This window comes from Paenibacillus sp. FSL M7-0656, assembly GCF_038003225.1.
In the GTDB taxonomy this organism is placed as follows: Bacteria; Bacillota; Bacilli; order Paenibacillales; family Paenibacillaceae; genus Paenibacillus; species Paenibacillus amylolyticus.
Window position 1 is genome coordinate 3,832,516 of the sequence record NZ_JBBOOT010000001.1, and the last position, 13,749, is coordinate 3,846,264.

The window sequence follows — 13,749 nt, forward strand, 5'->3', positions numbered from 1 at the left end:
CTCTAATACTCAATATCGCTGGAGAAATATTTGAACTGTATGACGGAGATGACAATGATGATAATCGCCAGTACAAACGACTGAGCCGAAGCCAAACCGAACTCATAGAACTTGAATGCCGTTTCATAGATCAGATAAGCGATTGTTGTTGTCGCAAAGTTTGGTCCACCCTGTGTCATTAGATAAACCGAGATAAACACCTGGAAGGATGTAATGACACCCGTGACGAGCAGATACAGCGTCGTTGGTTTGAGCAGCGGCCATGTAATCTTGCTGAACTGGGTCCAGCCGCTGGCATGATCAATATCCGCCGCTTCGTACAGCGATTTCGGAATACCACCCATGGCTGCCAGATACAGAATAATGCCCGCTCCGTGCGATCCAAGCCAGTTCATCAGAATGAGGGAAAAGAGTGCCGTTCCCGACTGGCCCAGCCAGATCACCGGATCCAAGCCGAACAGACCTAGGAAACGGTTGAGCAGTCCTGAATTCGTCGGGTCAAAGATCGCCAGCCATACAATGGAGATGGTCACCCCGGAGGCTACCGCAGGCAGATACATGGTAGCTTTGAAAAATGTCTGCCATTTGCTTTTCATCTGATAGATGAAATAGGACAGTACAAATGTAATGAGAATATTGACCGGGACTGTGCCTACGGTGAAGATGACTGTATTTTTAATCGACTTCCAGAATGTCTCATCCTTCACCAAACGCTCGTAGTTATCCAATCCAACCCACGTCGAGTTCATAATATTGTATTTCTGGAAGCTCATCACAAGAGCCGTCAGAACGGGATACAGTGTGAAAATGAGAAACAGCAGGACAGGCGCCAAAATAAACAAATACGCCCACCCGTAGTCTCGCCAAAACCGGGCAACCCGGGAAGTCCGGGGCACTGACGATTTTGGCGCATGGGCGGTCTGCATGGCGAATCCTCCTCTCCTAATCAGTGTGGTTTTACGTTATGTTTGATTGTCCGAGTTATTGTCCAAACATCTGCTGGCCTTTGCTCTTGAAGTCTTCTGCGATCTGCTCCGGTGATTTTTCACCCGAGAACAGCGCCTGAATATTAGGCTTCACAACCTGTTCCTTGAATTGTTTTTGCTGAGATGCTTTGTCGATATCCAGTTCAAGTACAACCGGCATCGCGATATTCTCTGCCATGACTTTTGCAGCAGCCAGATTATCCGGTTGACCAAGCTCTTTTCCTTTAAACAGATCCACCTGGGACTGTCTTACGAATGGAAGCGCCAGTTCATTGGCCGAGTTCCCTGCTTTGGCACCACTAAGCGCCTCCATCACCAGGAACGTATTTTTGGCATGCTGTTCGCCCTTGTCCTTTTTCTGTTTGAAGGCTACATACCCTTCGCCGCCCATCGTTGTGGCCGCAGGTTGATCATCATTATGTGGTACAGGCAACAGGACAAAATCAATCTTTTCTCCCTGCACCTTGCCATCATCGATGTCCTTGTTGCGATTCTGAATCATCACATCATAATAAGGAATCGCTTTGGAAATAATCGCCGTTTCCCCCGCGTAGAACATATCCGTCCGTTTCGCTGGAGCGAGAGCCGCCGTTTCCTTCGGCATATACCCTTGATCCATCAGGTTTTTGATAAAAGAGAGGGTATCCAGAATGCGACCATCATTCCATTGGAACGTGCCGTCTTTATCAAGAACATCGATCATCCCGTTGTTACGAGACAGCATTTCAATGAAGTCAAGCGAGGTTCCATCGGTAACCAGTGCATATTGCTTGGCCCCGCCATCCAGCGTTTTGGTCAGCTTGGCAGCAGCATCGTTGAATTCGGACCAGGTCCAGCCATTTTGTTGAATGGACTTCCAATCAATGCCCGCTTCCTCCAGAATGCGTTTGTTACCACCCCATGCCCATTGGAATTGATACAACGGTAGTCCGTACTGTTTCCCCTGAATCTGGCCTAAATCAAGCGTACCTGGCAGGTAGTCGTCCTTGATCTCAGGTGTCAGGTAGCTGTCCAGCTCAAGTGCCAATCCCGTATTCACATATGTGCCGTCTACGCTATGAAAGTAAAGATCCGGCGGATTACCTGCGTTCAGAGCGACATCGAATTTTTTGGGCCCTTCCGCCCAGGAAAGCATTTCCGTCTTCACGGTAATGTTCGGGTGTTCTTTATTGAAATCAGAGATTAGATCCTTCAGTTCATCTTCATATGTGCCATGTACAGGATAGGTCCATACCGTTACCGTATCATCGGCATTCGGGTCATCCGAAGCAGCACCTCCGCTATTCCCACAGGCTGTAACCCAGACCATCATCAACAACATTGCCCATACCAGACCCTTTTTTTTCATCCCTTCATCTCCTTTGCATGTCATCATCCGATTCTTTCATTGCCTAACCATGCTACCCCTTTGTGATCGTTCGGCCTTCAAACGCAATCCACCTATACACGCGGCAGTAAGGAAAAGCACCTCCCCTGTAGATTGGGCCTGCCAGTCGCAGGCTAAATCTCTTAAATGCAATACTAACGTCAACTTAATTGACATTAACAGTATTAATTCCTTCCAAAATTGTAGATTGAATTCATTATATGAGTTGTAAAATAAAAATTCAACATTATTTTTTATTATAAAATTTAATTTTACTTTTTCTTTTCATGCAACTATACTATGTAAAAAGAAAACCCAAGCAAGCGAGGTGAGCCACTTTGCGAGTATATGTAGGCGTAGATGGAGGCGGTACCAATACTGATGCATCAATCATTTCTGAATCTGGTGAAATTCTTGCCCGACTCAGCGGCGGTCCCACGAATCCTCACAGCGTATCCACTGAACAGGCCATTTCCGAACTGCAACGAGTGCTGGAACAGCTATTTAATCTAATAAGTGATTTATCGACAAATTGTGAGGGTATATGCCTCGGTATGTCAGGTGTAGATACGATCCAAGAACGGCAACTTATAGCCGAAGCAGTAAATAACTATATGAAGAGTCTTAATCGACAGGCATCAGAAGGTTGTCAAGTCTGGGTTGTATCCGAAGGAGAGATTGCTCTGATGGCCTCTCTCGGACATACGCACGGTGTATTGTGTATCTCTGGAACAGGTTCCATCGTGTACGGATTTACGCGGGAAGGCGAGCGATACCGTGCAGGAGGCTGGGGTCATCTGCTCGGAGATGAGGGGAGCGGCTATCGTATTGGGCAGCGTGCACTCCAAGTGGTTATGCAGAGTTATGACGGTGTTCTTCCTCCAACCCGTTTAACCCCGCTTCTTCTAAATAATCTGAGCCTTCGGGATATATCGGAACTAAAGACGCGAGTGTATCAGACGGATTGGGGCAAAACCGAGACCGCATCCATCGCCCGCTTAGCTATGGAAGCTGCTGAACTCGGAGATGAGGCCGCCCGCGCACTGATCATTGACGAAGCCTCACAATTGGCGGATACCGCCAAGGCACTGATTGCCCGTCATCCCGAATTTGCATCCACTCCGGTTGTCCTGTCCGGATCACTGTTTCGATACGCTGCACTTTTCCGAAGTACATTTATTCAGAAGTTATCGGAATATTATGGAGAGTTGGACTTTGTATATCGTGAAGATGCCCCCGCTCCAGCGGTTGGTGCAGCACAACTGGCAAGAATACGCTGTTCCCTGAATGAATCATTTTAAAAGAGAGAAGGAGGCCATACGGATGAATCACATGCTGAATTCACTACTAACAGAACAACCCAATCCACTAACGGATCATATAGATGAATTGCCTTCGGCAGAAATTATGGAACTCATTAATAAGGAAGATCAACGGATTGCGGAGCTCATTCAGCCCCTCATTCCGGTCATTGCTCAAGCTGCGGATCGGATCTTGGAGGCGTTTCAGTCTGGCGGCAGGCTTTTTTATGTAGGCGCAGGTACCAGTGGACGATTAGGAATACTTGACGCTTCGGAATGCCCGCCTACCTACGGAACCCCGCCATCCATGGTGCAGGGTATTATTGCAGGGGGATTCCGGGCAGTGAAGGACCCGGTTGAAGGTGCTGAAGATAATGAGGAGTTGGGAGCTGCGGACCTTGATGAACATGGCTTAGACAAAAACGATGTTGTGGTTGGAATTGCAGCCAGTGGACGAACGCCGTATGTGCTGGGTGCGATGAGACACGCCAAGGAGATCGGGGCTACGGTGATCAGCCTGAGTAATAATGCAGGCACGCCGATGACCCTGTTGGCTGATGTGAGCATTGAGGCTGTTGTCGGCCCAGAGGTTGTCATGGGTTCAACACGTATGAAAGCAGGCAGCGCACAGAAAATGATTCTGAACATGCTCACCACTACCGCCATGATTCGTCTGGGCAAGGTTTACCGTAATTTCATGGTTGATCTGAACCCTTCGAATGAGAAGCTTGTCCATCGTGCCAAACGCATGATCCATCTAGCAACCGGAGCAAATGAAGCGGATATTGAAGAGGCTTTTACCGGTGCAGACGGTCATGTAAAAACGGCAATCGTCATGCTGATGGCAGGTGTAGACGCAACGGAAGCCCAGCACAGGCTTGATCTGGCTGACGGATTTGTCCGCAGCGCCATTGCGGGGCCTTCCTGAGCCGTACAAGGGGTATTATTAGAGGTGGTAAGAGAGGAGCCCAACATTAGTCTGGGCTCTTTTTTTTATTTTTTTATTCTAAAAGCGGATATAATCCGTCAAAAAATCCCCTCCTGCATAAACAGAAAGGGATTCATATGGTTCTACTTCACTTGTGCTCCAGAATAGCCTGTCGGCTCTTCTCCAAATATTCCACCGACTGGTTATAATCCCGACTGGCAATCGCCAGATACAAAATATCGATCACGTTCAACTGTGCAATCCGTGACGAAGTTGCTCCGCTCCGAATATCACTTTCGGTAGAAGTAATCATCAGGGGCACATCCGCCATACTACTGAGTGTATTGCTGCCCCACTTGGTAATGCTGATTGTCGCTGCACCACCATCATGAGCATGTTTGAGACAGGAGATTACGTTCGACGTCTCCCCTGAATACGAGATACATACCACCGCATCATCCTCACGAAGCGTCGTTGCGGACGAAATCTGCATATGCGGATCGGCGAACGAAAAGCTTGTGCGATTGATTCGCATGAACTTGTAATGTGCATCCAGCGCAATCAGGTTGGAGGCCCCTACTCCATAGAAAAAGATCCGGTTTGCCTGATGAAGCACGTCCACAGCTTTTTCCACCAGACGTGGGTCCAGAATATGAACCGTATCCTTCACCGACTGAATATTGTTTGCGGACACATGCTGAATAATGCTCTCCATGGAGTCCTGGGGACGAATCTCCGTATATTGATATGGCTCACTCGTCTGCAAATCTCCGGCGATCTTCAGCTTCAGCTCCTGAAAACCCGTTACACCTAGTGATTTGCAGAGACGGATAATGGCAGCTGGGCTGCCTCCACTCCGTTCAGACAACTGGGCCACCGAGGATTGAACAGTTTCTTGCGGGTGATCGAGAATATAAGCTCCGATCTTCCGTTCGGACGGGGTCAAGTCATCCATTAATGCGCGTAAACGTACAAGTCCACCTTTCATGCCTTCCATTCGCTCCTCCTTTCCGTACTGCATTCATGTACAAGCATTTTATCTTATAATTCCACTCGCGTCTAATCGAATTCCTCGCCCTTCCATAACTGAACTCATATTAAATTCAGGGCTCACTAAAGTGTGAGATTGCCCGAGATTACGGCGTGTTTCGCGCCGGTTACTGCCGGGAGTGTATTGGTTCTTCCCATAAGTGCCTCATGGCCAAGTAAAGCAAATCCAATGGCTTCCCGAGCATCATCGGGTATACCATAATCTGCCGTTCGCTCCAAACGGATATCCTTCGGTAGTCTCTGACGGATCATCTCCATTAACGTGGCATTGGAAGTGCCACCACCGCACGCGAGCATGGCCGATATTTGCACCTTGGGCAGGATAAAATCCTTCACTGCACGCACGATGGTTTCCGCGGTCAGACAGGTGGCAGTAGCCAGCGTATCTTCAAGAGATAAGGAACGCTTTGCGGCCATCTCCATCAGTCTCACTGCATACGCGGCTCCATATACTTCTCGCCCGGTACTTTTCGGTGGAAGTCTTTTGAAATACTCATCCTCCAAACACAGGTCTACCAGACCCTGATCGACCTTCCCCTGTGCGGCAATACTTCCATTCGGATCATAATGCTGCCGCCCATCCGTTGCCTGCCGCACAATGGCGTCCATCACCATATTCCCTGGTCCCGTATCAAATGCCGAAATACCTTCGGTAGAAGACTCGGAGGGAAGCACCGTCACATTGCCAATGCCACCGATATTCTGCACCAGCCGTCCTTCCGTCGGGCTACGGAACATCAGAGCATCCGCATAAGGCGTAAGCGGGGCACCTTCCCCACCAGCGGCCATATCCCTTGCCCGCAGGTTGCCAATCACTGGCAGTCCTGTCCGTTCTCGAACGACAGCACATTCACCGATCTGCAATGTCGATACCACATCAATACTTGCTCCCGTTGGCCCTGGAAATGCAGATGCTACAGGAGCATGCCATACCGTCTGCCCATGCATGCTAATCATATCCACCTGCTGCGTTGAGATACCGGCAGACTGCATCAGTTCCGTAACGCTATGCGCATACCACTCCGATACACCAAAATGCGCGGCTGTCAGCTCGTCGACACGCGCCGTCCTCGGTGAACATAACCGGATCAGTACGTCTCTCAATCCATTCGAATACGGCACACAGACGAAATCAACCAGCTCTATCTGCTGTAATGCCCCGCTCATATCGGTTTGAATACGCACCAGTGCCGCGTCAGTTCCATCAAGTGACGTTCCTGACATTAGTCCGATGACCAGATGCTCCTGCTTCAAACGATACTTCTCCCACATTGGATAGCTGCCTGTATCCATCCACTTCCAACCTCCTGCAAGACCCGATGAACACATCATCCTGCCATAATTTCACCCAGTATATGATATTAAATTTCACAAGTCAAACATTATATGAAATTTAATTACATCATTAAAAATAAAAAGAGAGAGATTCACCCCATTTGCGATCACACATCATGTTTTCTTCCATCAATTGATAATTAGATATCAGAAGAGAAACATTTTTACATTTTTACCGTTTATATTATGTAGGGATATTTTGGATTTAAGAAAATGATCTAATATTAGTCGAGGTGCATAATGAAGAAAACCATTTTACTACTGTTTTTGAGTCTATTCTTACTCGTTTTGCTCCCTAATCAGGGAAATGCCGCTGCAAGCACGTCGAAAATCTTTATGGATGGAGAGGAATTAGTCCTCCCAAGTGATGTACAGGTGACGATTATCAATAAAAACGTGATGATCCCAATTCGTGTCGTTGCCGAAAATTTGAAATTCAAAGTCGATTGGAACCAACAAGCACGCACTGTAAAAATTCAGCAAGATCAACAGACGATTTCCCTAACCGTCGATCAAAAGCAAGCCATGGTTGCTGACAAACAAGTCACTTTGAACACAGCACCGCAGATTTTGAATAAAACGCTGGTGGTTCCCATTCGATTTGTCAGTGAACAGATGGGGCTTAAGGTGAGATGGAACAATCAAGACAAGATCGTATACTTAACGAACACTAGTAAAGAACCTGCAATTGAACCAGGAAATAGTCCTGGAAAAGGGGATTCAAGCTCTACCGCTCAGGTTACCGATATCCAATTTGCCAATAATCAGCTCATTTTATCCACCGATGGGGCCGTTCAGCCGATAGTAACGACCCTCAAGTACCCTGATCGTCTGGTTGTGGACTTGCCCGGAGCCACCTTTGGCGATATCTCCCAGCCGCTGGATCAAGGACTCAATGGCAAGTTGGATGTGAGCGCTTATCCCAATGTGACAGAAGTGAGATATTCACTGTTCAAACGAGAACCGGCACAAGTTCGCATTGTCGTAGAATTGAATAATGTGAAGAATGTCCAGTACAGCCACAATGTGATTGCCGACAAACTGATTATTGATCTGAATGTTGCGGGTGACAATGTCTCACCTGCTCCAGTCACTCCAGTAGGCGACTCAGGACTCAAGGTTGTGGTCATCGATCCAGGACACGGTGGCAGTGATCCAGGGACGATCAGCATCACGAACAAACCCGAAAAGGAATACAATCTGGTATTAGCTCACAAAGTACAAGCCCTGTTGCTCAATGAACCCAATATCGAATTGGTGATGACTCGTGAAGGTGATACCTATCCGACCCGCCCTGAGCGTGTTCAACTCGCCAATCAATTAAATGCAGATGTATTTGTATCTATCCATGGCAATAGCGTGAAGTCCGCCCCCCAAGCCACAGGTACGGAGACATATTATTATCAACGCAGTAACAGCAAGGAATTAGCTACTATCATTCATCAACGTTTGGTGAAAGCCATGGGTCTCAGAGATCGTGGTGTGAAGAATGGCAACTTGGAAGTAATCCGAGACACGACCATGCCTGCAGTGCTTTTGGAAGTAGGATTCTTGAGTAATGTAATCGATGAAGAACTGATGTCGTCCGAAGTTGTTCAGATGAAAACCGCTCAAGCGATAGCCGATGGAATCAAGGAGTATTTGGGCCTATAAATCATCAAATAAATCAGATAAAGGAAGTGTTTCTTTGAATAAGAAGCTAGGTTGTGCACTTATATTAACATGCTTGATCCTTATCGGAGTTGGATGTGCCCAGAAGCCAGTGAGCCAATCCGGTTCGAATGAACCTGCTGTTCAGGGAGGACAGGTGCAGGCACCAAACCCATCCGAAACGGAGGTGGATCTGGGCACAATGAATACACAAGTCGTTAATGTATATTTGGCAGACTCTCAGGTACTTGAGCTAGAGAAAACAGAGCAGGAAATTGAGTACAAGGATGACTCCGAAAAATATGAAAAAACATTTGCAGCGTTGCAAACAAACACCGATTCAGAGCTTGTTTCCCTCTGGGAGCAGGTGGAATTGCTCTCTGTCCAATATGCTGAGGGTACGGTGACTTTGGATGTTCATATCCCCGCTGAAGCGAACCTCGGTACCAGTGGAGAATTGCTCGCATTGGAAGCTTTAACAACAACGATGTTTCAATTTGATGAAGTGAAGAGTCTGGATATACTGGTGGATGGTGAAGCCGTTGATAGTTTGATGGGTCATGCCGAACTGGAGCACCCCATTCATCGCGAACCCTAAATGATCAGACAACAATGGAAAAAGAACGTCCCCAGGGACGTTCCAATCTGACGCATCAATTCGATTCATGCACAATTCACACATATAGCTCGTCACCAGCAGACAGTGAATGTATCACTGTTCCCGGTGACGGGCTATTTCTGAGCAAACCTTCTTTTAATCGGTCCGTCTCTGCCCGGTCAGCATGCACAAGGACCGTATGCCTTGCTGGAACCTGATGCAGCATCCCTTCAACATCCTTCCAGCCCTGATGTACTTTATAACGTATTTTCCGCACATCACACACTCCATACTTGTCAGGAACCCGTAGCAACTTATCAGCAAATGTACCATGAGCAACATGCCCAGTGAGCAGAATCAGATTCTCCTTCCTTTCCGATAATTGACTATAGTACCAACGGGCAAGCGAGGACTGCATCATGCCGTCCGGAATGAACCATAGCGAAGCAGCATGATGTTCCAACAGTTGTTCCCGCTCTTGGGTGGTTGTAGGTAGATCCCATCCTCGTCCGGTCAGAAAGCAATCAATTTTGTCTTTCAACGAACTTCCGATGACATGCTCTCCCTTCTCCCTCAACCAATACGGAACATGCATAAGCTGCTTCATACCGTCCACCAGCCCTTGTTCCACTACGATTGGAATAGCCGGGAATTGTTGCTGTGCCCACAGTATGATCTCCTGTCCACGCCCTACGATAGGCATAGGTAAGAGCACCTTTCCACCTTGAGCAATCGTCTGGCGAATGGCTCGTTCAAGCTGTTCCAGTTTGTCGGCCTGTGTATCCTGGTCCGTACCGTAGGCCGCATCAACGATCGCCAGATCTACCAGCCCGCCTGAAGATATTGGCGCAGCGTCTGCTACGTTTGCTCTGCCTGCTCTGACTGCTCCATCTGCTCCATTGGATGTGAAATTTCTCTGCTTCATGGGTATCTCCATGGATACAAGTGTTCTTGACGACGCTTCTGATGCAACAGATGTCTGATCTGGTGACGTTATGAGTTCTCCAGCCTTTTGCCCACTGTTTATAGCAATTAGTTCCTCCGCGCCCCACTGTTCACTGCTCGGAGTATCGAACAACGTATCTTCACGAATCATGTTTTCCCGTAAGAACGCCTCCGCTGGATAATCCTCCTGTAAAAGCATCGATTCTGACGTGTAGTCCCCGGAATAAAAAATCCGCTTACCTTCCATTTCAACCCCAAACCACACCGATCCAGCCAGATGTCCACTCCGTCCCCACATCACTTTTACTTCGGGAATCGGTTGGAACCAGGTTTGGGATACGACCTCATCTTCCAGATACCGATAACGAATAGCCTGCTCATCTGCTTCATCGTAAGGGAGCTTCTCTCCGACACGTTCTGCAAACCTTCGCCAGTTGGCAAAATACGTACGCAGTTGCGCCCTCGTCTCTCTCGTCGTCCACACTTCACCCTGGTAGCCCATCTTGTACAGCAAAGGGATGGCGACCGAATGATCCTCATGGGCGTGGGACAACAGGACCGCATCCAGTTGCGGGACAATCTCCGGGTCAATCATCGGATACTCGCCCGTTCCTTCTTTTTTCACACCACAATCCAGCAAAAGGTGGAACTGGCTCCCGCTCAGGAGATAGGCGGAACGTCCGTGTTCCCCTGCACCGCCCCATACGTTCAGTTTGATCATGATGCATTCCACTTTCTCTTTGAATTCAGCAGTTCGATTCCCAGCAGCATCAGCACAGTCATACCTACAGTCACCACGGCCATCGCCATGCCGAGGGATACCTGACCTTGTTCAAACTGGGCAAAAATATACGTAGCCGACGTCTGCATCGACGGCGGAAGAATCAATAACGAACCTACCAGCTCCCGGGTAGCAATCGTAAAGGTCATCATCCAGCCGGCCAGCATGCCGGGCAGGATCAGCGGGATCAGGATTCGCCGCAGAATATACAGTGGCTTCCCGCCAAACACTTGCCCAGCTTGGAACAATGTTCCGTCAATCTGGGTAAAGCTCGATTTTACATACTGCACGGTGTAAGGCAAGAAGAGCACAACGTACGTGAGCACAACCATGCCGTAGGTGTTATACAACGTAACTGGCATCCAGGGTGAGTTCCAGAACAGAATCAGACCCACGACCATCACGATACCCGGCACCGTATTAGGCAACAGACTGAACAAGTCAATCACACGCTGCATGAATGAAGATGATCGGCCGATCGCCAGCGCAAATCCAGTTCCGATAATAACAGCAACGGTTGAAGCCGCGAGGGATAATCCCAGACTGTTCCCGATGGCCTTCATACTCACCGATCCCCAAGATAACAGCTCTTTGTAATGATCCAAGGTCAGATTATCAAATGCAATTCCCGATCCCCGTAACTTCATGGTCGAAGCGGCGATGATGGAGAAATACGGGATACCTATCGACAGGATCAACAGGATTGCAAGATACACCCCGCATAACCATCCTGCTCCGCCACGAAGAGAATATCGCTTCGAACGTTGCCCTTTGCCACCGACCAGACGATACGTGAACTTCCGGCTCATGGCAGACTGCATATACCACATCACCAGACAGACGGACAACAGCACCGATGCCAGCGAAGTCGCCTTGCCGAAGTCAATCGGCCAACTGGAGATGTACTTATGAATTTCGGAGGTCATGACATAATAGCCAATCTTGCGCCCGAAGGTTGCCGGTGTTCCGAATTCTGCAATCGTTTTGACAAAGACCAGCATGATTCCCATGCCGTAAGACGACAACAACAGGGGTAAAATAATACGTCTGAAACGGTATCCTGCACGTGCACCGTGCACGGCTCCCGCTTCTTCCAGATTGCCACCGATGCGGATCAATGCATCCCGAAGCAGCAGATACAGGAACGGGAACAGGTGTAAGCTCATGATGAGCACCATGCCCCAGAAGCTGAAGAACAGCTCACTCCAGCCCGCAGATGAGGGCACCCATTGCTGCAGATATCCCCCTTTTTGCATAAACAGAATCCAGCCCATCGAACCGATATACGGCGGGGTCATGAACGGAATCATCAGGATTACATCGACCCAGCGATGCTCGCCCATTCGGGTCTTCGCCATCATCCAAGCCAGCGGTAGCGCCAGCAGCGTAGTTACCGCTACAACGCATATGCCAAGCCAGACGGAATTCAGCAATACACCTGATAGATGATGACCTGTAATCGTGCGAATCGGAGCCATCCAATCCCACTGCCCGTCCGGATACACACTTTGCCAGAAGATCAGCAAGAGCGGCACGCCAATACTTATGGTCAGCAGAAAGAGGGCTAGAATCACGCCCACTCTCCGAAAAATTCGGTTGTTGTCCATTCCAACAGGTTTCACTACGTTCACCTCACATGACTTTCCACAGACAGCAGGTATTCCTTTTGCCTAGTTGTCTCTATCCTTGTTCTTCTTATTTAAAAGTCTCGGAAAAACGCGCCGCTGTCTCTTCGCCATGTTCACTCATCCAGTTCCAATCCACTTTAAGTTGTGGAATATCCTTCACATTGGCACGGTTAGTCGCTTCAATGTCTTCGCGGCCTGGGATCAGATAGGCATCTGAAACGAGCTTCTGTGCTTCATCAGACAACAAGTAGTCAATGAACGCTTTGGCGTTCTCTACATTTGGACTGGATTTCAGAATCGCTGCCGGTCTTGGGCTGATTACCGTGCCTTCCTCAGGATATACGATATCCAGTGGTTCGCCTTTTGCCTTGGAGGAATACGCCATGTAGTCCACACCTGCTGCTACGATGCTTTTGGCACCCGTAATGACTGGATCAAGTGCTTCCTGATTGGCGCCTGCCATCGCTACACCATTGGCTTTATAGGCGCTCAGCAGATCCCATCCTTTTTCACCATTCGCACTCAGGTAGCCTGTGATGAAGTCGAGTGCTGAACCTGATAATGTAGGGTCGGGAATGTTCACTGCATCTTTCCACGCAGGCGTAGCCAGCTCTGCCCAACTTGTTGGTGGTGTAGATACCAGTTTGGTGTTATACACAATGCCCAGTGCGGAAGCACTGCTGCTAAAATAGTTGCCCTCTGCATCCGACCAGTCCTTGTTCAACTTGTCTGCATTGGCTGCTTCAGGGTATGGCATAGTCAGTCCATCCGCTTTCAGAGCCTGTGCTGAAGGTAAAGAGGCCAGGATCACAACGTCTGCAACCGGATTGGATTTCTCAGCTTCCATACGAGCCAGAATTTTTCCTGTCGTTCCCTGAAACATCTCAACTTCGATCCCTGTTTTGTCTGTAAATCCGCTCACGATGTTATCTGCCAGCTTCTGTGGGCCAGCACTGTACAAGACCAACTTGCCACCAGCTGGTTTCGTTGTTTCCGCCGCTGCTGCCGTGTTTCCTTCGCCCGCGGGTTGTGCCGCGTTGCCTGTGGTCGAGTTCCCTGTACTACATCCGAACAAACTGATACTCATTACCGCTGTCAATAACAGCATTGCGCTCTTTTTTCGTCTGTTCATACCCAACATATTCGTCCATCTCCCCTGGTTTCTTATAAAATGTGTACTT

General features: G+C 48.6%; 11 protein-coding genes. 4 read left to right on the forward strand and 7 right to left on the reverse strand.

All coding sequences use genetic code 11. The annotated features are described in order from the left end of the window. Window positions 1-2 precede the first annotated feature (2 nt). Window positions 3-926: a carbohydrate ABC transporter permease gene (locus MHI01_RS16880; protein WP_340983684.1), complete on the reverse strand. Its 924-nt coding sequence runs from the start codon at window positions 924-926 to the stop codon at window positions 3-5. Window positions 927-981: 55 nt separating this feature from the next. Then, on the reverse strand, window positions 982-2,334 hold the full coding sequence (locus MHI01_RS16885; protein WP_036673010.1) for an ABC transporter substrate-binding protein: 1,353 nt from the start codon (window positions 2,332-2,334) through the stop codon (window positions 982-984). 356 nt (window positions 2,335-2,690) lie between these two features. On the opposite strand from MHI01_RS16885, the gene MHI01_RS16890 reads away from it, so the two are divergent. Further along, entirely contained in the window at window positions 2,691-3,653 is a 963-nt protein-coding gene (locus MHI01_RS16890; RefSeq protein WP_340983685.1) for an N-acetylglucosamine kinase, read from the forward strand. 22 nt (window positions 3,654-3,675) lie between these two features. After that, window positions 3,676-4,581 (forward strand): N-acetylmuramic acid 6-phosphate etherase, encoded by a 906-nt coding sequence (gene murQ, locus MHI01_RS16895; protein WP_047840439.1) that lies wholly within the window; start codon window positions 3,676-3,678, stop codon window positions 4,579-4,581. A gap of 148 nt (window positions 4,582-4,729) precedes the next feature. On the opposite strand, the gene MHI01_RS16900 is transcribed toward murQ, so the two are convergent. Further along, on the reverse strand, window positions 4,730-5,569 hold the full coding sequence (locus MHI01_RS16900; protein WP_036616797.1) for a MurR/RpiR family transcriptional regulator: 840 nt from the start codon (window positions 5,567-5,569) through the stop codon (window positions 4,730-4,732). Window positions 5,570-5,694: 125 nt separating this feature from the next. Next, window positions 5,695-6,924 carry an anhydro-N-acetylmuramic acid kinase gene (locus MHI01_RS16905; RefSeq protein ID WP_339285121.1) on the reverse strand — a complete coding sequence of 410 codons (1,230 nt, stop codon included), beginning with the start codon at window positions 6,922-6,924 and terminating at the stop codon, window positions 5,695-5,697. A gap of 282 nt (window positions 6,925-7,206) precedes the next feature. On the opposite strand from MHI01_RS16905, the gene MHI01_RS16910 reads away from it, so the two are divergent. Together MHI01_RS16910 and MHI01_RS16915 are read left to right on the forward strand one after the other, a co-directional pair. Continuing rightward, on the forward strand, window positions 7,207-8,619 hold the full coding sequence (locus MHI01_RS16910) for an N-acetylmuramoyl-L-alanine amidase family protein (protein ID WP_340983686.1): 1,413 nt from the start codon (window positions 7,207-7,209) through the stop codon (window positions 8,617-8,619). Window positions 8,620-8,653: 34 nt separating this feature from the next. Next, a complete protein-coding gene (locus MHI01_RS16915; RefSeq protein ID WP_340983687.1) occupies window positions 8,654-9,214 on the forward strand; it encodes a GerMN domain-containing protein in 561 nt (186 codons plus the stop codon). A 76-nt stretch (window positions 9,215-9,290) separates the two neighbouring features. Here the strand turns inward: MHI01_RS16915 and MHI01_RS16920 are convergent, their stop codons facing one another. From MHI01_RS16920 to MHI01_RS16930, 3 genes are all read right to left on the reverse strand, one after another. After that, window positions 9,291-10,880: an MBL fold metallo-hydrolase gene (locus tag MHI01_RS16920; protein WP_340983688.1), complete on the reverse strand. Its 1,590-nt coding sequence runs from the start codon at window positions 10,878-10,880 to the stop codon at window positions 9,291-9,293. Then, on the reverse strand, window positions 10,877-12,547 hold the full coding sequence (locus tag MHI01_RS16925) for an ABC transporter permease (protein ID WP_076319625.1): 1,671 nt from the start codon (window positions 12,545-12,547) through the stop codon (window positions 10,877-10,879). Before MHI01_RS16925 ends, MHI01_RS16920 begins: the two co-directional genes overlap by 4 nt. A gap of 88 nt (window positions 12,548-12,635) precedes the next feature. Beyond that, the gene (locus tag MHI01_RS16930) at window positions 12,636-13,709 is read right to left on the reverse strand and encodes an ABC transporter substrate-binding protein (RefSeq protein ID WP_340983689.1); all 1,074 of its coding nucleotides are present in this window, start codon (window positions 13,707-13,709) and stop codon (window positions 12,636-12,638) included. Window positions 13,710-13,749 lie beyond the last annotated feature (40 nt).

Coding starts and splice junctions, on each gene's coding strand:
- MHI01_RS16905 (WP_339285121.1), bottom strand. CDS start 6,924: ATGGATACAGGCAGCTATCCAATGTGGGAGAAGTATCGTTTGAAGCAG.
- MHI01_RS16925 (WP_076319625.1), bottom strand. CDS start 12,547: ATGGACAACAACCGAATTTTTCGGAGAGTGGGCGTGATTCTAGCCCTC.
- MHI01_RS16910 (WP_340983686.1), top strand. CDS start 7,207: ATGAAGAAAACCATTTTACTACTGTTTTTGAGTCTATTCTTACTCGTT.
- MHI01_RS16900 (WP_036616797.1), bottom strand. CDS start 5,569: ATGAAAGGTGGACTTGTACGTTTACGCGCATTAATGGATGACTTGACC.
- MHI01_RS16885 (WP_036673010.1), bottom strand. CDS start 2,334: ATGAAAAAAAAGGGTCTGGTATGGGCAATGTTGTTGATGATGGTCTGG.
- MHI01_RS16880 (WP_340983684.1), bottom strand. CDS start 926: ATGCAGACCGCCCATGCGCCAAAATCGTCAGTGCCCCGGACTTCCCGG.
- MHI01_RS16930 (WP_340983689.1), bottom strand. CDS start 13,709: ATGTTGGGTATGAACAGACGAAAAAAGAGCGCAATGCTGTTATTGACA.
- MHI01_RS16920 (WP_340983688.1), bottom strand. CDS start 10,880: ATGATCAAACTGAACGTATGGGGCGGTGCAGGGGAACACGGACGTTCC.
- murQ (WP_047840439.1), top strand. CDS start 3,676: ATGAATCACATGCTGAATTCACTACTAACAGAACAACCCAATCCACTA.